17 protein-coding genes are annotated in these 20,472 nt (G+C 62.5%); 13 read left to right on the top strand and 4 right to left on the bottom strand.

The genetic code is table 11. The features are described from left to right. The first annotated feature begins 11 nt into the window (after positions 1–11). Entirely contained in the window at positions 12–1,445 is a 1,434-nt protein-coding gene (locus B8746_RS07505; RefSeq protein ID WP_084393000.1) for an aldehyde dehydrogenase family protein, read from the top strand. Positions 1,446–1,656: 211 nt separating this feature from the next. Beyond that, positions 1,657–2,217: a CC0125/CC1285 family lipoprotein gene (locus B8746_RS07500; protein WP_084392999.1), complete on the top strand. Its 561-nt coding sequence runs from the start codon at positions 1,657–1,659 to the stop codon at positions 2,215–2,217. A gap of 72 nt (positions 2,218–2,289) precedes the next feature. Here B8746_RS07500 and B8746_RS07495 read toward each other — a convergent pair whose 3' ends face one another. Then, the gene (locus B8746_RS07495) at positions 2,290–3,069 is read right to left on the bottom strand and encodes an SDR family NAD(P)-dependent oxidoreductase (RefSeq protein ID WP_084392998.1); all 780 of its coding nucleotides are present in this window, start codon (positions 3,067–3,069) and stop codon (positions 2,290–2,292) included. Positions 3,070–3,135: 66 nt separating this feature from the next. On the opposite strand from B8746_RS07495, the gene B8746_RS07490 reads away from it, so the two are divergent. Further along, positions 3,136–3,543 carry a YkvA family protein gene (locus B8746_RS07490; RefSeq protein ID WP_084392997.1) on the top strand — a complete coding sequence of 136 codons (408 nt, stop codon included), beginning with the start codon at positions 3,136–3,138 and terminating at the stop codon, positions 3,541–3,543. 6 nt (positions 3,544–3,549) lie between these two features. On the opposite strand, the gene B8746_RS07485 is transcribed toward B8746_RS07490, so the two are convergent. Continuing rightward, positions 3,550–4,860 (bottom strand): penicillin-binding protein activator, encoded by a 1,311-nt coding sequence (locus B8746_RS07485; RefSeq protein ID WP_084392996.1) that lies wholly within the window; start codon positions 4,858–4,860, stop codon positions 3,550–3,552. Here B8746_RS07485 and rsmI point away from each other — a divergent pair. Genes rsmI through B8746_RS07470 form a run of 3 tightly spaced genes read left to right on the top strand, consistent with a single transcriptional unit; the run spans position 4,854 to position 6,829 of the window. Further along, positions 4,854–5,780 (top strand): 16S rRNA (cytidine(1402)-2'-O)-methyltransferase, encoded by a 927-nt coding sequence (gene rsmI / locus B8746_RS07480; protein WP_084392995.1) that lies wholly within the window; start codon positions 4,854–4,856, stop codon positions 5,778–5,780. The genes B8746_RS07485 and rsmI overlap by 7 nt on opposite strands. Then, positions 5,773–6,156 (top strand): YraN family protein, encoded by a 384-nt coding sequence (locus B8746_RS07475; RefSeq protein WP_084392994.1) that lies wholly within the window; start codon positions 5,773–5,775, stop codon positions 6,154–6,156. The genes rsmI and B8746_RS07475 overlap by 8 nt, the downstream gene beginning before the upstream one ends. A gap of 37 nt (positions 6,157–6,193) precedes the next feature. Next, entirely contained in the window at positions 6,194–6,829 is a 636-nt protein-coding gene (locus B8746_RS07470) for a BON domain-containing protein (RefSeq protein ID WP_084392993.1), read from the top strand. Here the strand turns inward: B8746_RS07470 and B8746_RS07465 are convergent. Beyond that, positions 6,826–7,647, bottom strand: a complete 822-nt coding sequence (locus B8746_RS07465; protein ID WP_084392992.1) for an META domain-containing protein — start codon at positions 7,645–7,647, stop codon at positions 6,826–6,828. The genes B8746_RS07470 and B8746_RS07465 overlap by 4 nt on opposite strands. Before the next feature lie 179 nt (positions 7,648–7,826). Here B8746_RS07465 and B8746_RS07460 point away from each other — a divergent pair, with 179 nt between their 5' ends. The 6 genes from B8746_RS07460 (at position 7,827) to B8746_RS07435 (ending at position 14,932) form a co-directional block, all read left to right on the top strand. Beyond that, the gene (locus B8746_RS07460) at positions 7,827–8,336 is read left to right on the top strand and encodes a fasciclin domain-containing protein (protein WP_084392991.1); all 510 of its coding nucleotides are present in this window, start codon (positions 7,827–7,829) and stop codon (positions 8,334–8,336) included. 145 nt (positions 8,337–8,481) lie between these two features. After that, positions 8,482–9,432 (top strand): glutathione synthase, encoded by a 951-nt coding sequence (gene gshB, locus B8746_RS07455; RefSeq protein WP_095380838.1) that lies wholly within the window; start codon positions 8,482–8,484, stop codon positions 9,430–9,432. 27 nt (positions 9,433–9,459) lie between these two features. Then, a complete protein-coding gene (locus B8746_RS07450; protein WP_143434549.1) occupies positions 9,460–9,819 on the top strand; it encodes a hypothetical protein in 360 nt (119 codons plus the stop codon). Positions 9,820–10,026: 207 nt separating this feature from the next. Further along, the gene (locus B8746_RS07445) at positions 10,027–11,571 is read left to right on the top strand and encodes a YifB family Mg chelatase-like AAA ATPase (protein WP_084392989.1); all 1,545 of its coding nucleotides are present in this window, start codon (positions 10,027–10,029) and stop codon (positions 11,569–11,571) included. 65 nt (positions 11,572–11,636) lie between these two features. Beyond that, positions 11,637–13,103 (top strand): ATP-binding protein, encoded by a 1,467-nt coding sequence (locus B8746_RS07440; RefSeq protein ID WP_084392988.1) that lies wholly within the window; start codon positions 11,637–11,639, stop codon positions 13,101–13,103. Next, the gene (locus B8746_RS07435; protein ID WP_084392987.1) at positions 13,100–14,932 is read left to right on the top strand and encodes an AmpG family muropeptide MFS transporter; all 1,833 of its coding nucleotides are present in this window, start codon (positions 13,100–13,102) and stop codon (positions 14,930–14,932) included. The genes B8746_RS07440 and B8746_RS07435 overlap by 4 nt, the downstream gene beginning before the upstream one ends. A gap of 38 nt (positions 14,933–14,970) precedes the next feature. On the opposite strand, the gene B8746_RS07430 is transcribed toward B8746_RS07435, so the two are convergent. Next, on the bottom strand, positions 14,971–17,253 hold the full coding sequence (locus B8746_RS07430) for an NADP-dependent malic enzyme (RefSeq protein WP_084392986.1): 2,283 nt from the start codon (positions 17,251–17,253) through the stop codon (positions 14,971–14,973). A 128-nt stretch (positions 17,254–17,381) separates the two neighbouring features. On the opposite strand from B8746_RS07430, the gene mutS reads away from it, so the two are divergent. Further along, a complete protein-coding gene (gene mutS / locus B8746_RS07425) occupies positions 17,382–20,060 on the top strand; it encodes a DNA mismatch repair protein MutS (protein WP_416171789.1) in 2,679 nt (892 codons plus the stop codon). Positions 20,061–20,472: the final 412 nt, after the last annotated feature.

Genomic DNA, 20,472 nt, shown 5'->3' with positions numbered 1-20,472 from the left:
GAGGACCGAACATGCAGGACTATCTCAAATTCTATATCAATGGCGAATGGGTCGACCCGGTCGAGCCGCGCACGCTCGAAGTCGAAAACCCGGCCACTGAAGAGCCTTTCGCCCGCATTTCCCTCGGCTCGCATGCAGATGTCGACAAGGCCGTTGAGGCGGCTCAAGCGGCCTTCGAATCCTTCTCGCAGACCTCTATCGAGTATCGCGCCGAACTTCTGGAAAAGATTGCCGCCGGCATTCAGGAACGTGCCAGCGACATGGCCAAGGCCATCTCCGACGAAATGGGCGCGCCGATGTGGCTCGCCCAGGCAGCGCAGGTTCCCGCCGGCATGGGTCACTACATGACCGCAGCCAAGATCCTCCGCGAGTATCAGTTCGAAGAGCAGCGCGGCAAGACGCTGATCCGCAAGGAGCCGATCGGCGTCTGCGGTTTCATCACGCCTTGGAACTGGCCGCAGAACCAGATCGCCTGCAAGGTTGCTCCGGCCATTGCGACAGGCTGCACCATGGTGCTGAAGCCGTCCGAAATCGCACCGCTCGACGCGATGATCGTCGCCGAGATCTTCCATGATGCGGGCGTGCCTCCGGGCGTGTTCAACCTCGTCAATGGCGACGGCCCGGGCGTCGGCGCCTACATGTCCCAGCATCCTGGCATCGACATGATGAGTTTCACCGGCTCCACCCGCGCAGGCTCGCTCGTCTCGCAGGCTGCTGCGCCAACCGTGAAACGCGTCGCGCTGGAGCTCGGCGGCAAGTCGCCAAACATCGTCCTGCCAGATGCCGATCTCAACAAGGCGGTTGCTGGCGGCGTCATGCACATGATGAACAATACTGGCCAGTCCTGTAACGCCCCGTCCCGCATGCTCGTCCAGCGCGACCAGCAGGATGAAGCCATCGCGATTGCCAAGGCGACCGCGGAATCCGTCAAGGTCGGCGCCGGCGCAGACGCCCCGAAAGGCGCGATGGGCCCGATCTCGAACGGCAATCAGTGGAACAAGGTGCAGGACCTGATCCAGAAGGGCATCGACGAAGGTGCCACGCTGGTGACCGGCGGCACGGGCCGTCCGGAAGGCTTCAACAAGGGCTATTTCACCAAGCCGACCGTTTTCGCAAACGTCACCAATGACATGACAATCGCCCGCGAGGAAATCTTCGGTCCGGTGCTCTGCATCCTGCCCTATGACACTGAAGAAGACGCGATCAGGATCGCCAATGACACGGTCTACGGCCTGTCCGGCTACGTCCAGTCGTCGGACATCAACCATGCCCGCGAGGTCGCCAACAAGATCCGCGCCGGTAACATCCACATCAATGGCGCCGGCGGCGACCTGAGCGCACCGTTTGGTGGCTACAAGCAGTCCGGCATTGGCCGCGAATGGGGTGATTTCGGCTTCGAGGAATTCCTCGAAGTGAAAGCCGTGCTTGGCCACAGCCCAGCCTGAACGCAGCCTCCGCGCTAACCATGATGAAGCCCGCAGCCACCGCGCTGTGGGCTTTTTTCCAGCGATCCGGTCAGGGAAAACGCACCTGGTCTATTGGCTGCGAGACCCGGCAATCCAACATTACGGACTACTGACGGAGCGTTCAGTGTTGTCTGGCGTTCAGCTTGCACTGGTATAATGTGAAGCAAACAATCAGGGTCAATGTATCAAGATGATCAAGACTTTCATTCCTGCGATTGCCGGTGTCGCCCTCCTGGGTGCCTGCGCGACCGCAACCCCTTACCAGGCCGCTTCACCGAACGATCGCGGCTATTCGAACCAGCGGATTGAGCAGAACCGCTTCATTGTCAGCTTTTCCGGCAACAGCCTGACGGATCGCCAGACCGTCGAGACCTATCTTCTCTACCGCGCGGCGGAGCTGACGGTGCAGAGCGGCTATGACCATTTTCACATGGTCCGCCGCGCCACGGACGCCGATACCAGCTTTGTGCCAGTCGGCGGTTCATACGCCCCCTATTATAGCCACTTCAGTCCCTATTATCGCTTTTATGGCCCACGCGGACGCCGCATCGGCTACCCGCATTACTGGGACCGCTGGGGCTATTATGACCCCTTCTGGGGTGCCCCGAGCGAGTACCGCGAAGTGACACGCTTTGAAGCATCGGCAGAGATCCTCATGGGCAACGGCCCAAAGCCCGACGATCCGGCCTATTTCGATGCCAGCGACGTCATGGCCAATCTCGGCCCGACCATCCTTCGCCCTGCAGCCTGACCCGGCACGCATATAAAAAGCCCGCCTCCGGCATTCCGGGGCGGGCTTTGATGTGTTGGACAGGCCGTTGCCTTAGCGCGGCGCCATCCGGATGGCACCGTCGAGGCGAACGTCCTCGCCGTTGAAGTAGCCATTGGTGATCATCTGCTCGGCGAGAGAGGCATATTCCTCCGGATTGCCGAGACGGGCCGGGTTCGGCACCGATGCCGCCAGCGCCTGTTTCACATTGTCCGGCGCGCCCTGCATCAGCGGCGTATTGAAGATACCCGGCAGGATCGTATTGACGCGGATCAGCTCACGCGAGAGGTCGCGGGCAATCGGCAGCGTCATGCCGACGACGCCGCCCTTGGAGGCCGAATAGGCCGCCTGGCCCATCTGGCCATCCTCTGCGGCAACAGAAGCGGTGTTCACGATCGCGCCGCGCTCGCCATCAATCGGGTCAAGCGTCATCATACCGGCGGCCGACTTGGCAATACAACGGAACGTGCCGACCAGGTTGATCTGAATAATCAGGTCAAACTTGTCGAGCGGGAAGTGTTTGATCTCGCCGCTCTGCTTGTCGCGCGAAGCGGTCTTGATGGCATTGCCGGTCCCGGCGCAGTTGACGAGGATACGCTCCTGCCCGACCGCTGCGCGGGCCTTGGCGAAGCCGGCATCCACGGAGGCTTCATCGGTGACGTTCACATTGCAGAACACGCCGCCGAGTTCCTTGGCGATGGCTTCGCCCTTCTCGTCATTGAGGTCGAAGATCGCGACCTTGACGCCTTGTTCGGCAAGCCGGCGGGCAGTTGCGGCGCCTAGGCCGGATGCGCCACCGGTAATGACGGCGCTGATGTCTGAGCTGAGTTTCACGGTGCTGTGGCTCCCTTGAAGGTTTGACTGATGCAAGCGATCTATAGGTTGAGGAGCAGCCCGCCAATGCGTAACCCGACGGAAATTATTATAGAAAACGGCGAGTCTCAGCCCACACGCCTGCCTGTCAATCTCGACCGCGACCGCAGGCGGACAAAACGCAACTTCGTCACCAAGCTTTTCCGCGTCGCTGGGCGCATCCCGTTCGCCGATGACCTTGCTGCCGCCTACTACGCCGCAATGGACCCGAAGACCCCGCGCAAGGCCAAGGCTGTCCTGTTTGCCGCGCTTGGCTATTTCATCGTACCGACAGATGCGATGCCGGACGTAATCGCCGGTCTCGGCTTTACCGACGATGCGACGGTGCTTGCCACGGCACTCGGCATTGTCGGCTCACAGGTCAAGGAGAAACACAGGCGCGCGGCGCGCCGCCTGCTCGGCCTGCCGGAACCTGCCGCCCGCAAGGACGACTAATTTGCCCTAGCCGATATCCGGCGCAAAGCTGTTGCCGGCTGGCTGGATTTCCACCGCACCGCCGGGCTGGACCTCGAAGATCGCCATCTTGCGCTGCGTCGTGCCGTCCGGGGCAAACCGGAACAGACCGTTGAGACCGTAGAACCCGTCCTGCTGGGTCATTTCCTCGCGCTCAAGCTCACCATCCTTGGCCAGCTGCATGACCAGCGCGGCTGCATCATAGGCCTGCGATGCAAGAGAACTCGGCGCCTGACCATAGATCCGGCGATAGCGCGACTCGAAGGCCTGCAGGTCAGCCTGCGGCGGCGCGACGAACCAGCTACCGGCCAGCGACGGCTCCCGCCAGATGCCCGGATCGTTCCAGTTGCTGAGCCCCATCAGCTTCACGCTGCGATTGACGCCATAATAGGCCAGCAGGGGCGCAACCCGGCGCAATTGCGTCCCGCGTTCAGGGATCAGGACCGCCACACGGCCCCGCGCCTCAGCCTGGTTGATGGACCGGGCGAGATACTGCGCCTCACTCGTCGGAGATCCCTCACCGGCAGGGTAAAAGCCTGTCGAGATGACAATACCCCCGGCCTGCTGAGCCTGGAATTGCAGGGCCGCCTGGATGCGCGTTCCAAGATCGCTTTGCGGGCCGAAATAGGCGAACTGTCGAATACCATTGGCAACGGCATGGTCGACCAGCGCCTTCACTTCCTCTTCCGGCGTGATCGAGGCGAGCCAGGTCGAACCGCCTGCAACCGTCCGGTCATTGGAAAATCCGATAATCGGCATGCCTGCGAACAGGCGGTTGCCGTTCAGCGCGGCAATGTTTGCACCAAAGAGCGGGCCGAGGAAGAACTCGGCTCCCTCACGCTGCGCCTGCTCGGCCGCTTCGGTGGCCACGCTCTGAGAGCCCGCCGTGTCCTTTGGCAGAAGGACGAAATCCTCACTGGCATGGTCGAATAATGCCATTTCAATGCCCGCCAGCATGCCCTCGGCTTCGGCGCGGACATTCGCGTTCGGGTGCGAGAACGGCAGCAGCACGGCAGCGCGCATGATATCGCGCCCTTCAAGATATTCCGGCGTGAACTTGCCCGGCTGTGGCAGGGGCATGCCATTCACATCCGCCTCAATGCCGGTCCCGTGAATGTCGCCCGGCCGGTCGTCTCCCGCCTGGCCTGTACGCGGATCAGGATCGACGCGCGGCTTGCCGCTGGAAATCGGGGCTGGCGGCTGGCTCGGTCCGGTGGCACACCCGGCCAGCGCGAGAAAAGCTGCAAGAACAAGGCTTGGCGCGAGGCCTGCAAAGCGCGATGGTGCCCAAGATGTCATCCAAAGATCCTTCCGTTCCGGCCGCGAGTCGCCCCGACGGCGAGCCTAGTGCTGAGACCGTTCCCGCGCAACACGGCAAAACCCGTCTTGAGCCCGGTCTTCATGTCGTCTCAACCCCCATCGGCAATCTGCGCGACATCACCCTGCGGGCCCTCGATACGCTGGCAGGCGCGGATGAAATTCTTGCAGAAGACACCCGCGTTGCCCGCAAGCTGCTAGATGCTCACGGCATTCGCGCAAAACTGAGCGCCTACCATGACCATAATGGGGCAGAGCGCCGCCCGGATATTCTCGCGAAGCTTGAAGACGGCGCGACCATCGCCCTCATCTCTGATGCCGGCACGCCGCTCGTTTCTGACCCTGGCTGGAAGCTGGTTCACGAAGCCGTCGAGCGTGGGATCAGGGTCATTCCCGTGCCGGGCGCTTCGGCGCTGCTCGCCGGTCTTGTCACCTCCGGCCTGCCCAGCGACCGTTTCATGTTCTGCGGCTTCCTGCCGGCAAAGTCCGGACAGCGCAAACGCGAGGCCGAGGCGTTGAAACCGGTCGAGGCAACGCTTGTCTTCTATGAGGGCGGCTCGCGCCTTGCTGCCTGCCTTGCCGATCTGGCCGAAACGCTGGGGGGAGGCCGGCGCGCCGCCATCGCCCGCGAGCTGACCAAATTCTTTGAGGAAACCCGCCACGGCACGCTGGCGGAGCTCGCCGCCCACTATGAACAGAATGGCCCGCCGAAGGGTGAGATTGTCATCCTCATCGGCCCGCCGCTCGAAGCTGCCCCTGATGAAGCCGACATCGACGCCGCGCTCCTCAAGGCCATGGCTGAAGCGCCGATGAAGCGCGCCGCCAATGACGTCGCCGAAGCCTTCGGCATTTCGAAGCGCGATGCCTATCAGCGCGCCCTGGCCCTGAAAGACAATGGCTGAGGGCGCGAAACAGGCCGCAGAGCGCCGGGGACGGCGCGCCGAAACGCTTGCCGCGCTCTGGCTCCGCCTCAAGGGCTACCGCATCCTCGCCCGGCGCGTGCGCCTGCCCGTCGGCGAGATTGATCTCATCGCGCGCCGCGGCAGCATCATTGCCTTCATCGAGGTCAAGGCCCGCCAATCGCGCACGGCCGCCGAAACCGCTGTCCCCGAAGCGAACTGGCGGCGTATCAACCGCGCGGCGCAGAGCTGGGTCGGCCAGCGACGCGATTGCGAAAACCTCGACTGGCGGTTTGACCTCGTGATGATTTTGCCACACAGCGCCCCAATACATTTGCGTAATCATTGGCGCCCAGATTTTGCCCCATCCGGCACCTAGGTGCATAATCGGATTTTGAACGAAAGAGATTTGAGCCATGATCAGATCACCGCTTATGGCGCTCGCCCTGACAGCGCCAATCCTCGTTTCAGGCTGTGCTGCTGCGGTCATCGGAACCGCTGGGGCTGTCGGCGTCGCTTCCGTTCAGGAGCGCTCGCTCGGTGAAGCGGTCGACGACTCCACCGTATCCAACCAGATCAAGGCCATGCTGCTGAATGAAAGCGGCTTTGGTGAAGTCGATGTCGAAGTTGTGCAAGGTCTCGTCCTGCTGTCCGGACGCGTTGCGACGCCAGAACATCGTGTTCGCGCAGAGGACATTGCCTGGACAGCCACCCGCACACGCGATGTCGCCAATGAGATTGTCATCGAACAGCCGGGCGGCTTTTTCGCCAACGCATCCGACGAACTCATCACGGCCCGCGTCCGCGCCTCGCTCATTGCCGCCAAGAACGTGAAAAGCATCAATTACAATATCGAGACCTATAATGGCGTGGTCTATCTGATGGGGATCGCCCAGACCAATGCGGAACTGAAAGAGGCCGCCGAACGCGCGAGCGTCGTCGGCGGTGTCGACCGCGTCGTCTCCTATGTGAAGGTGCGCCCAACACCGGCGCAGTTCAACGCCTCCAGTAGCAACAGCGACAGCGAGCTGCTCGGCGGCTCCGGCAGCTAGCGCGCCGTCAGGCTTCGTCCGTCTTCGCCGGTCAGCGTCAGCAGGCCATTCTCGTCGAGCGAGACGTGTGGATTGTCGCCCATCACCTCGACAAAATCCTGCTCCTGGTCCATCACCGCCTGAGGGAAACAGGCCCGGCGCGTCATGGCGAGCGGTCCGAAGGTCAGCCGTCCGGCATTCAGCTTGAAGCTGCCCGTATAGGAATTGCACGATGACGATCCGCTCACCCGGCCGTCATCTTCGAAGTTCAACGTGATCTGCGAACTCTGGAACAGGGGCTCGCCATTCAGCGTCGCTGCCATCCACTCATGCGCGGTCAGCTCGTCCATGGAAACCGCTGTTGCCTTTGTCGGCACGAGATTGACATTGCCCGCTTCGTAGAGGCCCTCGATGCGGTCGAAAATGTTCGCCGTATCGCTCGTCCAGATCAGCGCACCCGCCCCATCATGGATCTGCGCGCGAAGCGACAGGCGGTCGCGCTCCAGCTCGATATCCGCTGGTACAACCACCTGAAACGGGATCGGCACCTGCCGGCCGTTCAGCGCGAAGGTTTCTTTCGCGATCTCCTCGCGGGCGATGTCGGCCGGGCCTTCCTCATAAACGAGAATGCTAGCCTCGGCATCTGGTGGCAGCGCGATGCGCTGGCGATAGGAGAGCGACCCGGTAATCTTCATCGCTTCCACGCTCGCACTCTCCGCCATGTCTGCACCGGCGCTCGCCTCACTCTCGGCAGGCCCCGGTGCCGTTTCCTTCGCCTTGTCTGTCTCGCAGGAAGCGATCAGGCCGAGCGCGAGCGGTAGGATGAGAAGTCGACGCATGAGCGGCACCTTTCACGAATCTGCGAGCAAGTGATCTATCTTCTAACCCGGATCGTATGGCCTTGTACAAGCACGGGTCCATCCAATCCACTAGATCATTGTTTTTATTTATTTTTTAATGATCCAGCATCACTCCTCCGCCGTATTGAGGCTATCAATCACCCAAATGGAGACCCTTCATGAAATCCCTCTTTACAGCAGTTGCCGTCACCGCCCTCTTCGCTGGCGGCGCCAGCCTCGCCCATGCCGAGCACCATATGGAGAAAGCGGACAAGAAAGACATCGTCGACACGGCAGCGTCCGATGACACCTTCTCGACGCTGGTCACCGCCGTCACCGAAGCCGAACTTGTCGAAGCCCTTAAAGGCGACGGCCCGTTCACCGTCTTCGCCCCGACCAATGACGCTTTCGCCGCCCTGCCTGACGGCACGCTCGACACGCTGCTCATGGACGAGAACCAGGATCAGCTTCAGGACATCCTCAAGCTTCATGTCGTATCCGGCAAGATCAAGGCCGGCGACATCGCTGAGGGCACGAGCGAAGTCGAAACCCTGTCCGGCGACACCATCACCATCACCAAAGACAGCGACGGTGCCGTGACAGTTGAAGGCGCGGCGGTCATCAGCGCCGACGTGAAGGCCTCGAATGGCGTCATCCACGTCATCGATAGCGTGATCCTGCCGGAATAAGCCCCGGTTCAACACGTACGCTTGGCCCCTTCCGTCTTCGCGGGAGGGGCTTTTTGCATGCCCCGGAGCGGATTGATCGGCCACGACACTTATCAAGCCGCGCAATCGCCCTCATATAGCAGCAGCAATTGCTGAGGGAGCCCTTATGAGCCTGCGTATCGCGATCCAGATGGACCCGCTCTCGACGGTCAACATCGATGCCGACACCACGTTCGCGCTGGCCGAAGTGGCCCAGGCGCGCGGTCACAAGCTGTGGATCTACGAGCCGCGCCACCTCTCCTTCGACACGGGCCGCGTCACCGCCCGCGCCCGCCCCGTCACCTTCCAGCGTATCGCAGACCAGCCCGGCATCACCGGCGAGGAAACCCTGCTCGACCTCGCTGACGATATTGACGTCGTCCTGATGCGCCAGGACCCGCCCTTCGACATGGCCTACATCACGGCCTGCCACATCCTTGAGCTGCTGAAGGGCCAGACGCTGGTGCTCAATGATCCGGAATTCGTCCGCTCAGGCCCGGAAAAGCTCTTCCCGCTGCTCTTCCCGGAAATCATTCCCGACACGCTGATCTCACGCGATCTCAAATCCATTCTCGACTTTCGCGCCCGCCACAGGGACATCATCATCAAGCCGCTCTACGGCAATGGCGGCGCCGGCGTGTTCCGCATGAAGGAAGACGACAGCAATTTCTCCTCGCTGATGGAAATGTTCCTCGAGCGCACCCGCGAACCCCTCATCGCACAGGCCTTCCTCAAGGCTGTCTCGAATGGTGACAAGCGCATCATCCTTGTCGACGGCAAGGCGGTCGGTGCCATCAACCGCCGCCCGAAAGAGGGCGAGACGCGCTCAAACCTGCATGTCGGCGGCACCGCTGAACCGGTCGAACTTACCGAGACCGATCTGAAGATCTGCAACGCGATCGGGCCGGAACTGAAGCGCCGTGGCCAGATATTCGTCGGCATTGATGTCATCGGCGACAAGCTGACGGAGGTGAACGTGACCTCCCCGACCGGCATTCAGGAACTCAAGCGCTTTACAGGAATCGACGCAGCGGCCATCTTCTGGGATTGTGTGCAGGATATGGTTGCCAAGACCTGATCTGCGCCCCAAACTGAGGTCATGAACATGAAAGCTGCCGCATTCGCATCCATCGTCGCCCTGGGCTTTACCGGTGTTGCCTGTTCGGAAAAGGCTCCAGCAGAGACCGAAGGCGCCTCTAACGTATCGGCTGAGACGGCCAGCGCTCCGGCTGCGTCCGAGTTCAATCTACGTTATCCGGGCTCTGACTCGACCACGACCTCAGATTCAAGCGGCGGGTTCAACCTGCGTATTCCGGACTCCAGCGCGCCGCAGGACGGTATCCGTCTTCCCGAAGGCACCATCAACGAGAACCGTCTGTCCGATATTCCGGAAATCCAGACACCGGCTTCGGAAACACCCGCGCCGGAAGCCGAACCGGACGACGACATCATCCGTCTCGACTAGGCTTGTCGTCGAGAGCGGCCCCGAGGGGGCCGGCTCATCCACCGGCACGATCTGGTCATCCTCACCATGCAGGACGAGCACCGGAACCTGATCCGGACCATCTGGCAGACTGGCCGTCCGTAATTGCCTCTCACCCTGAGATAAAATTCGTTCTTTATTTGTTCCGCGCCCTGTGCTAGGCATTTCCAAGCAGCGGGGCGCACGGACATGGTTTGCCGGATCACGACATTTGCATTCGAAGGGATTGAGGCAAAGCCGGTCGATGTGCAGGTGCAGATCACGTCCGGAAATCCCTTCTTCACCATTGTCGGCCTGCCTGACAAGGCAGTTGGCGAAAGCCGGGAACGTGTGCGCGCCGCCTTCTCTGCCATCGGGCTCGCCCTGCCGCCCAAGCGCATCACCGTCAATCTCGCACCAGCCGACCTGCCCAAGGAAGGCAGCCATTATGACCTCGCCATTGCGCTCGGCGTGCTCGCCGCCATGGGCGTGATCGCACCGGATTCGCTCGACGGTCACGCCGCCATTGGGGAACTTTCACTGGACGGCGCCCTGGGCCAGACACTCGGCGTCCTGCCCGCTGCGATGGCTGCCATAGCGATGGATCTGCGCCTGATCTGTCCTGAAGCCTGCGGGCCTGAAGCGGCGTGGGCAGGCGAAGGCGCACTCGCCGCGCCGAGCCTCATTTCCATGATCAACCACTTTGCCGGCCGGGCCAGCCTTGTCCCGCCCATCGCAGGAGAGCTTGCGCAACCCGCAGCCGTGCCGGACCTTGCCGACGTCAAGGGCCAGGAGGGCGCAAAGCGCGTTCTCGAAATCGCGGCTGCGGGCGGCCACAACCTCCTCTTCTGCGGGCCACCCGGCTCAGGAAAATCCATGCTGGCCCAGCGGCTTCCCGGCCTGCTCCCCCCACTTTCGGCAAGCGAACTGCTCGAAGTTTCGCAGATCCAGTCAGTGGCCGGCCTGCTCGAGCGCGGGCAGCTGTCCCGCCAGCGCCCCTTTCGCGCCCCGCATCATTCGGCCTCCATGGCCGCGCTTGTCGGCGGCGGTATCAAGGCCCGACCGGGCGAAGTCTCGCTTGCCCATCACGGCGTGCTCTTCCTTGATGAACTCCCGGAATTCCCGGCGCAGGTTCTCGACAGTCTTCGCCAGCCCCTGGAAGACGGCTCAGTCGTCATTTCACGGGCCAATCGCCATGTGCGCTATCCGGCCCGGTTCCAGCTCATTGCGGCGATGAACCCCTGCCGCTGCGGCGGCGGTCCTGGCGACGGCGCCTGCAAGCGGGGCCCAACCTGCGCGCAGTCCTATCAGTCACGCATTTCCGGCCCCTTCTTCGATCGCATCGACCTCTTCTTCGATACCCCGCCCGTTACCGCCATGGACCTCGCCCTGCCCGCGCCATCGGAAGGCACATCCGAGGCGGCCGCCCGCGTCCGTACGGCCCGGGACATCCAGACTGCCCGCTATTCACATGCGGGGGAAGGCCGCCGGCCGGTCAATGCGGACGCCCCCGCCAGCCAGATTTCGGAGATTGCATCGCCCGACGAGCGCGCCAGCGCCCTCCTGTCCGATGCCGCATCCAGGCTCGCCCTGTCGGCGCGCGCCTATCACCGCGTCCTGAAAGTCGCCCGCACCATCGCAGACCTTGATGGCGCAGGCGGCGTCAGGCGCGTTCACCTTGCAGAGGCGCTGTCCTATCGCCGTCGCATTCCCGGCGATCAGCCCATCTCCAGCCCGGCATCCCTCGCGCGCTGAACCTGTAACATCCACGCGCAGAATTAAGCGATTCATCAGGCTTTTCGGCTAGTCCTGTGCGCGTCATGACAGATACATCCGGCAAACTCTCGCCCGAGCAGGCCTTTCTGGCGACCACCAGCCACGAAATCCGCACGCCGCTCAATGGCATTCTCGGCACGGTCTCCCTGCTCCTGGAGACAGAACTCGACCCGGCGCAGAAGGAATATGCCGAAGCCATTCGCCTGTCCGGTTCGCGCCTCCTCGACCTTCTGAACAACATCCTCGATTTTGCCCGCCTCGACAGCGCCCCAAGCGAGATCGAGCATGAAAATGTCCGCGTCACAGAGCTGGCCCGCGAGGTCACCGAACTGCTTTCGCCGCGCGCCCACAGCGCCGGTCTCGACGTGGCGGTCCGCACCCGCAGCCATGTCCCGACAGACGTCGTGACGGATGGCGGCAAGCTTCGCCAGATCCTGTTCAACCTTGTCGGCAATGCGCTCAAATTCACCGAAGCTGGCGGCGTGCTTGTCGATATCGACGCAGAAGATGACGAGCTTGTCTTCAACATTATCGACACTGGCCCCGGCATCGCGCCGGATGATCAGCCTGCCCTGTTCGACGCCTTCCGGCAGACCTCGGCGGGCGACGCCCAGAAGGATGGCGGCGTCGGCCTCGGCCTTGCCATCGTCAAGAAACTGGCCGAACTGATGGGCGGCAGCATCAGCCTCGAAAGCGCGCCCGGCCTCGGCACGAAATTCGCCGTCCGCGTCCCCCTGATCGCCGCAGAACAGTCGGCAGACCCCGAAGCCCATCTCGATGCGCGCGTCGCGCTAGCAGGCCTCGCGCCCAGCACCGGCCTTGCCGCCGCAAGCACGCTCATCTCTGCCGGGGCGAGCGTGCTTGCCACCGAGTCTGCCCTGCACGCCCGCCGCGTCCGGCCGGACCTCATCCTGGCAGACGCCAAACTGCCGGAACGCTCACTGCGCGCCCTTGTCCGGATCGCGCCGACCCTCGTTGTCATACGCCCCGAAGACAGGGGCCTGCTCAGCCGGTTCCACGATATGGGCGCAAGCGGCTGGCTGGTACGTCCTTTGCGCCATCGCTCGCTGATCCGGCGCGCACAACTCGCCATGGAAGGCAGCGCCACGCCCGACGAGACCGAGACGCAGACAGCGACCGGCCGCGTCCTCATTGCAGACGACAATCCGGTCAACACGCTGATTGCGCAACGTGCCTTGGAATCGGCCGGATTCTCGGTCAGTGTGGCATCGACGGGCCGCGACGCAGTCGATATCGCCTCGCGTCTGAAGCCCGCCCTCATCCTGATGGATCTGCGGATGCCGATCATGGATGGGTATGAAGCGATGAAGACGCTGAGGAGCGCTGGACACAGTATGCCAATCATAGCCATCTCCGCCGAGATCAATCCTGACATTGAACGCCGCGCACGCGCTGCCGGTGCAGACGGGGTCGCCGCCAAGCCGCTCGACGCAGAAGCGCTCCGCCGCCTCGCCACCGACTGGACGTCCCGCAAGTCAGGCGCCGCATGAGCAGCGCCGCCCGTGAAGCGCCGCAGCAGCGCAGCTTCGCAGAGACGCTGAAACTCTTCGCCCAGCCCAAGATGGCGATGATGCTGGTGCTCGGCTTCACCGCCGGCCTGCCTTTCCTGCTCTATTTCTCGACGCTGTCGGTCTGGCTGAAAGAGAGCAAGATCGACGAAGCCCTGATCGGCTTCTTCTCCTGGTTTGGCCTCGCTTATTCCTTCAAATTCATCTGGGCCCCGCTGGTGGACCGGTTCAACCCGCCCGGCCTCACCCGGCTGTTTGGCCGCCGCCGCGCCTGGATCTTCGTCGCGCAGATCGGCATCGCTCTCTCCATGGTCGGCCTCGGCTTCTCCAATCCGACTTCCAGCCTCGCGGCCACCGCCCTCTTCTCCTTCCTCATCGCCTTCAGCTCGGCTACGCAGGATATCGGCATCGACGCCTGGCGGATCGAAGCAGCCGCGAATGATGACGAACAGTCGACGCTCGCGGCCGCCTACCAGTATGGCTACAAGGTCGGCATGGTGATCTCGGGCGGTGTGGCACTCGTCATCGCCGGTGTCGCAAGCTTCCCTGTTGCCTATTGGGCGATGGCCTTCACCATGGCGCTCGGCGCGTTCGTCTTCGCGATCTGGGACCGCAAATGGGGCCTGCAGGCCGCCGCTGCTGCGGGCGTTGTTCTCCTGACCATCGGCTTTGCCTCCGCCTTCGGTGCCTTCGCAGGCATTACAGAGCCGGGCAGCTTCGCGAACATGCTGTTGAACGCCCTGTCATGGCTGAGCTACGGCGTCGCCGCCCTGGCTGGCATCGGTTTCCTGGCCGCCTCGCTCCTGGCGCTTCGCAACCCCGTCGAAGGCACCGACTTCTCCATATCGAGCCTGTTCATAGGCATCGGCTTCGCGGTGGGCGCCTATCTCGCCATAGCGGTCATCGCAGCCATCATCGGCACAGCCTTGCCAGCGGCCCTGGACGCGATGGGCATCAGGGTCAAACGCGGCGACGTCGCGCTCTGGGCGATCTACATTGCTGCCGCCCCCATAATGGCCTGCGCCATTGCGATCCCCTTCATCCGCAGGCTGACAGCGGACGCGCCAGTCATGCGCAACCCGACTTTCGCCCCCTTCCTCGATTTCTTCTGGCGTCATGGTTGGGTCGCCCTGCTGATCCTGCTCTTCGTCTCGTCCTACCGCCTGTCCGACATCGTCATGGGCATCATGGCCAAGCCCGCCTATACGCAGATGGGTTATTCCCCGGCCGATATCGGCATTGTCAGCGGCACCTATGGTCCGTGGATCATCTTTGTCGGCGTCGCGCTAGCCGGTCTCTCGGCGCTAAAGCTCGGCCTGCGCTGGTCGCTGATCATCGGCGCCGTCGTTTCGGTGCTCGGCAATCTCACCTTCGCCTGGCTGGTCCACCAGTCACCCGAAACGCTCGTGCCGCTCTTTATTGCTGTTACGGCTGACAATATCGCCGGCGGCTATGCCGGCACCGTGTTTGTCGCCTTCATGTCGACCATGGTGGCCAAGGCCTTTGCCGGCACCCAATACGCCATCTTCAGCTCGATCTATTCACTCGGCCCGAAACTTGTCGCGGGGACATCCGGCGTCATGGTGCTGCTGTTCAGCGGCGTCAGCTGGGCAGAGGTGCAGGCGATGGGCGACGATGTCAGCGTCGAACTGGCGACGAATGCGGGCTATTCGCAGTTCTTCATCATGGCGGCAGCGCTTGGCTTGCCCGCCATCATCCTGTCCTTTTTCGCGAATGTGATGAGGCCGGACCGCGAATCTGTCCTGCAGAACGATCCGCTGCCGTCACTTGAAGACGCGGTGAAGACCTAAAATCCCCGCTGACAAAGATCGGGATGGGGCCTTCGCCCCTAACCCTTATTGTGCACCAGCTTGTCGATATCGAAGGCGGCGAAGGTCGCAAGGTTCACGATATCGTTCACCGTGGCGCCCAGAGACGCGATCTGGACCGGCTTCTCAAAGCCGAGCAGGATCGGGCCGATCACGGTTGCGCGGCTCATCGAGGTGAGAAGCTTCGTCGCAATGGCAGCCGAGTGAATGGCCGGCATGACCAGCACATTCGCCGCATCGGTCAGGCGCGAGAACGGATAGAGCAGCTTGTGGCCGGGGTTCATCGCAACATCCACCGCAACATCGCCCTCATATTCGAAGTCGATATCATCGCGTGCATCGAGCATGGCCACCGCTTCGCGGACCTTCTCGGCCCGCTCGCCCATTGGATTGCCAAAAGTGGAATAGGACACGAAGGCCACACGCGGCGTGAAGCCGAGGCTCCTCACGGAGCTTGCCGCTTCGCACGCAATGCCGACGAGGTCTTCGGCGACCGGCAGCTCGGTGATGCTCGTATCGGCAATGAAGATCGTCTTGCCCTGGTTGATCACCATGGACATGCCGATCACCTGCTTGCCGGGGATCGGGTCGAGGACGGCCTGCACGTCTTTCAGCGCAACATCATAATTGCGGGTGACGCCGGTGATCATGCCATCAGCATCGCCGAACTTCAGCATGCATGAGCCGAACACGTTACGGTCCTGGTTGACGAGGCGCTGGGCGTCACGGCGCAGGAAACCCTGGCGCTTCAACCGGTCATAGAGATAGTCGGTATACTCCGGATTCTTGTCCGAGAGCCGCGCATTTATGATCTCGAGCGAGCCCTCCGGCACACCCATCTGCTGCATGCTGCGCGTCACCTGGTCCTCGCGCCCGATCAGGATCGGAATGCCGAGGCCCTGGTTCTTGAACGAATAGGCCGCGCGCACGACGGACGGCTCCTCGCCCTCCGCGAAGACGATGCGCGGCTGCTTTTCGCGAACGGCGATCTGCACGCCCTGTACGAAGGATGCTGTCGGGTCGAGACGGCGAGCCAGCATGCGGCGATACTCGTCCATGTCCCTGATCGGTGTGCGGGCGACGCCGGTATCCATGGCCGCCTGCGCGACGAAGGGTGGGACAAAGCTGATCAGACGCGGATCGAATGGCGTCGGAATGATATAGTCCCGGCCGAATTGCGGGCGCGATCCGTGATAGGCGGCGGCCACCTCGTCCGGCACGTCCTCGCGGGCAAGCTCAGCCAGGGCGCGGGCCGCGGCCACCTTCATCTCTTCATTGATGCCGCGCGCGCGCACATCGAGGGCACCGCGGAAAATGTATGGGAAGCCGAGGACATTGTTGACTTGGTTGGGATAGTCGGAGCGGCCGGTCGCGATGATCGCATCGTCGCGCACCTGCTTGATATCCTCCGGTAGGATTTCCGGATCCGGGTTCGCCATGGCAAAGATGATCGGGTTTGGTGCCATGCTGGCCACCATTTCCTTGCTGACAGCGCCTTTGACCGAAAGGCCGAGGAACACATCCGCCCCATCCATGGCCTCTGCCAGGGTCCGCTTGTCGGTCTTCACCGCATAGGCAGACTTGAACTGGTCCATGCGCTCGGTGCGGCCCTCATAGACAACGCCTGTGGAGTCGCACATCAGTATGTTTTCAGCCTTCACGCCGAGATGGCGGATCAGTCCGGCACAGGACAGGCCCGCCGCCCCGGCACCGGACACCGCAACCTTGATGTCCTTCAGCTCACGCCCGGTAATGTGGCAGGCATTGATGATGCCCGCGGCGGCGATGATCGCCGTACCGTGCTGGTCATCATGGAAGACCGGCACTTCCAGCTCCTCGCGCAGGCGGCTTTCAATGATGAAGCATTCGGGCGAGCCGATGTCTTCGAGGTTGATACCGCCCCAGGTCTCGCCAATGTTGCGGACCGTCGTGATGAACTCTTCGGTGTCCGTCGTTTCTACCTCGACATCGATGGAATCGACATCGGCAAAGCGCTTGAACAGGACGGACTTGCCTTCCATCACCGGCTTCGACGCCATTGCACCGAGATTGCCAAGGCCGAGGATCGCCGTGCCGTTGGAGATGACGGCGACCATGTTTCCCTTGGACGTGTATTCGAAGGCCAGGTCCTTGTTCTCGGCAATCGCCTTTACAGGAACTGCGACACCCGGACTGTAAGCGAGCGAGAGATCACGCTGCGTTGCCATCGGCTTTGTCGGTGCAATCGACAGCTTGCCGGGCCGTGGGTGGCTGTGAAACTCGAGCGCTTCCTTGTCGGTGAATGTCGGGCGCTTTGACGTCATGTCTACTGACCTTTTATGCGGACTATTGTTTTGCCAGTCTCTAAGCCGGTCCGTAGAGGGCGACAACCCGCTGAGAGACGCTTATTTGCAATGAAGACGTCCTGTCCGAATCCGTTACACTCACGCCCATGCCTGATAGCCATATGAGTGCAAAGCCCGCCAAAGCGCCTACACCCTTCATGGCGCAGTATCTCGAGATCAAGTCGAGGCATGCGGATGCCTTGCTCTTTTTCCGCATGGGCGACTTCTACGAGCTTTTCTTCGATGACGCCGTGCGCGCTGCAGAGATACTCGACATCACACTCACCTCGCGTGGCGAACATGAGGGCAAACCCATTCCCATGGCCGGCGTGCCTTATCACGCCTCGGAGGCCTATCTCGCCCGCCTGATCAAATCCGGGGAACGCGTCGCCGTCTGCGAGCAGACAGAGACGCCGGCCGAAGCCAGGAAGCGCGGTTCCAAGTCGATCGTAAACCGCGACGTGGTTCGTATTGTCACACCCGGCACGATCACCGAAGACACGATCCTGCCAGCCCGCCAGGCGCAGGCCCTTGTGGCCATCGCCTTCTCGTCCGGCGGCGCCGATGCCGCGATCGCCGCCTGCGATGTCTCGACCGGAGCCTTCGACATCCGCGCCATCGCGCCCGAAACGCTTGGCGATCATCTCTCCGCCCTGCCGATGCGCGAGCTCCTCGTCACCGACGAGGATGAAGTCCGCCCGCTCGTGCGGCTCGCACTCTCGGCCTTTCGCGCCCCTGTCACGCGCCGTCCCAAACGCGCCGCCTCCCCCCGGTCGGGCGAAGCGGCCCTCAAGGCCACCTACAAGGTGGCCGCGCTCGATGCCTTTGGCGAATTCACGCGTGCTGAACTTTCGGCGGCCGGGCTGCTGCTCGATTATCTCAGCCTGACCCAGGCCGGCGCGGACATCCGGCTCGACCCACCTCGCCGCGGCGATACCGGCAATCGTCTGGCCATCGACCCGGCAACCCGCGCCAGCCTCGAAATTGACAGCGCCATCAATGGCGGCCGCGCCGGAACCCTGCTTGCCTGCGTCGACCGCACGCTCACAGCGCCCGGCGCTCGGCTGCTGGCGGCAAGGCTCGCCCAGCCCTCCTGTGACATGGACGAAATTTCGGATCACCATGACGCCGTCGGCTTCTTCGCGAGCGAGACCGATCTTTGCGCCGACGTGCGGATCCAGCTGAAATCGGTTCCCGACATTGAACGCGCGCGCACCCGCATCCGGCTTGATCGCGGCGGGCCAAGAGACCTGAAGGCCATTGCGGATGCCATCGCCGCTGGCGGGGCCATCTCCTCCGCGCTTACCAGCCATGAAACCGGCCTGCCGAGCCTGATTGACGGTGCCGCCGCCGCACTCGACCCCGGCCGCCAGGCTGAGCTTTCAACACTCGCCGCCGATCTTGCAAAAGCTCTACGAGAAGACCTGCCGACGCTCGCCCGCGATGGCGGCTTCATCGCAGATGGATGGGACGAAACCCTGGACGAGGCGCAATCGCTGCGGCGCGACTCCCGCAAGGTGATTGCCGCGCTGCAGGCGCGCTACGCCGAAGAAACGGGCATTGGCGCGCTCAAGATCAAGTTCAACAATGTGCTTGGCTATTTCATCGACGTGCCGGCACGCTCCGGCGAAACGCTCATGAAGCCCCCGCACGCCGAAACCTTCATTCACCGCCAGACTCTGGCCTCGAACATCCGCTTCTCGACCGCTGAACTCTCAGACCTTGCCGGTCGGATTTCGCGCGCCGAAGAAGCCGCGAAAACGCGTGAGCTCGAACTCTATAGGGACCTCTGCCAGCGCGTCGAAGCGCTCTCCTCCTCCATTTCGGCCGTCGCCAGCGCGCTTGCCATCGTCGACTTCGCATCGGCAGCGGCCGAATGGGCAGGCGAAACCGGCGCGGTCAGGCCCACCCTGACCGATGATCCCGTCTTTCATGCTGAAGGATTGCGCCATCCGGTCGTCGAAGCTTCGCTCAAGGCTGACGGGGAAGGGTTTACCGCCAATGGCCTCACCCTGGACTCGTCCGGCAGGACCGGGCCCCGGCTCGCCCTGGTCACCGGACCGAACATGGCGGGCAAGTCCACCTATCTGCGCCAGGCCTGCCTTGCCATCATCCTTGCCCAGGCCGGCCTGTTCGTGCCCGCCTCCAGCCTGACGCTTGGCATTGCAGACCGCGTCTTCTCGCGCGTTGGTGCCTCTGATGACCTGTCGCGCGGGCGCTCGACCTTCATGGTCGAAATGGTGGAGACCGCCGCGATCCTGAGCCAGGCAACCCCGCAGAGTTTCGTGATCCTGGATGAGGTCGGCCGCGGCACATCCACCTATGACGGTCTCGCCATCGCATGGGCCGCTGTCGAGCATCTGCACAATGTGAATACCTGCCGGGCGCTCTTCGCGACGCACTATCACGAGCTGACAAACCTCGCCGAAGATCTCGCCCACGCCGCCAATCTCAGCCTGCGCGCCAAGGAGTGGAAGGATGAACTCGTCTTCCTGCATGACGTCCAGCCCGGACCGGCGGACAAGTCATATGGCGTTCAGGTCGCGCGTCTCGCCGGCCTGCCCGCCCGCGCCGTCCGCCGGGCCGAGCAAGTTCTGAAGAAACTCGAATCCACGCCCGATGCTGTCGATGCCCTGCCGCTCTTCGCGGCCTTCGCCGAGGAGGCAGAGCCCTTCGCTGCGCCCGAAAAGCCAGAGGCCTTGAAACTGCTTGAAGGCATCGAGCCAGACAATCTGACGCCAAGGGAAGCGCTGGACTTGATCTACCGGCTCAAGGACAGCTTGTAGACGCCCGTCCGAAGGCCGCTCCCGGACAACCCAGCGGCGAATCTTCTCGCCCTTCAAGGGTCGCAGCTGACCCGTTTTCTCCTGCCCGGCGAAAAAGGCTCGGCAACTGAATATTTTTGCGTCCGCGAAGAAATTCGGGCTTGTCATTAACAAAAATTTAAGGATGATTGAGCTTGTCGACGCCAGCCCAATTCACAGCCACATCATGGTAATGGGGGACAACGTGGCAGTGACGATGCAAATTCATTCGCAGCAACGAATCTGCATGCAAGAGTTACCTCTTGGTCCAGGGACGGGACCTGGGCGGCGTCGACAATATCAAACAGCTGACCCATATTGGCCGCACTGAAACTTGTGGGCAGGTTTACGCACCAGCAGAAACTCGCCTGTTAAGCGAAATACTATATAAATC

The organism is Henriciella pelagia (assembly GCF_002088945.1).
Taxonomy (GTDB): domain Bacteria; phylum Pseudomonadota; class Alphaproteobacteria; order Caulobacterales; family Hyphomonadaceae; genus Henriciella; species Henriciella pelagia.
This window is presented reverse-complemented; position numbering and strand designations above follow the sequence as displayed.

Excerpts from the sequence above, each read along its gene's own strand:
- B8746_RS07505 (WP_084393000.1), top strand. The coding sequence starts at position 12 with ATGCAGGACTATCTCAAATTCTATATCAATGGCGAATGGGTCGACCCG.
- B8746_RS07500 (WP_084392999.1), top strand. The coding sequence starts at position 1,657 with ATGATCAAGACTTTCATTCCTGCGATTGCCGGTGTCGCCCTCCTGGGT.
- B8746_RS07490 (WP_084392997.1), top strand. The coding sequence starts at position 3,136 with ATGCGTAACCCGACGGAAATTATTATAGAAAACGGCGAGTCTCAGCCC.
- rsmI (WP_084392995.1), top strand. The coding sequence starts at position 4,854 with ATGTCATCCAAAGATCCTTCCGTTCCGGCCGCGAGTCGCCCCGACGGC.
- B8746_RS07485 (WP_084392996.1), bottom strand. The coding sequence starts at position 4,860 with ATGACATCTTGGGCACCATCGCGCTTTGCAGGCCTCGCGCCAAGCCTT.
- B8746_RS07475 (WP_084392994.1), top strand. The coding sequence starts at position 5,773 with ATGGCTGAGGGCGCGAAACAGGCCGCAGAGCGCCGGGGACGGCGCGCC.
- B8746_RS07470 (WP_084392993.1), top strand. The coding sequence starts at position 6,194 with ATGATCAGATCACCGCTTATGGCGCTCGCCCTGACAGCGCCAATCCTC.
- B8746_RS07465 (WP_084392992.1), bottom strand. The coding sequence starts at position 7,647 with ATGCGTCGACTTCTCATCCTACCGCTCGCGCTCGGCCTGATCGCTTCC.
- B8746_RS07460 (WP_084392991.1), top strand. The coding sequence starts at position 7,827 with ATGAAATCCCTCTTTACAGCAGTTGCCGTCACCGCCCTCTTCGCTGGC.
- gshB (WP_095380838.1), top strand. The coding sequence starts at position 8,482 with ATGAGCCTGCGTATCGCGATCCAGATGGACCCGCTCTCGACGGTCAAC.
- B8746_RS07450 (WP_143434549.1), top strand. The coding sequence starts at position 9,460 with ATGAAAGCTGCCGCATTCGCATCCATCGTCGCCCTGGGCTTTACCGGT.
- B8746_RS07445 (WP_084392989.1), top strand. The coding sequence starts at position 10,027 with ATGGTTTGCCGGATCACGACATTTGCATTCGAAGGGATTGAGGCAAAG.
- B8746_RS07440 (WP_084392988.1), top strand. The coding sequence starts at position 11,637 with ATGACAGATACATCCGGCAAACTCTCGCCCGAGCAGGCCTTTCTGGCG.
- B8746_RS07435 (WP_084392987.1), top strand. The coding sequence starts at position 13,100 with ATGAGCAGCGCCGCCCGTGAAGCGCCGCAGCAGCGCAGCTTCGCAGAG.
- B8746_RS07430 (WP_084392986.1), bottom strand. The coding sequence starts at position 17,253 with ATGACGTCAAAGCGCCCGACATTCACCGACAAGGAAGCGCTCGAGTTT.
- mutS (WP_416171789.1), top strand. The coding sequence starts at position 17,382 with ATGCCTGATAGCCATATGAGTGCAAAGCCCGCCAAAGCGCCTACACCC.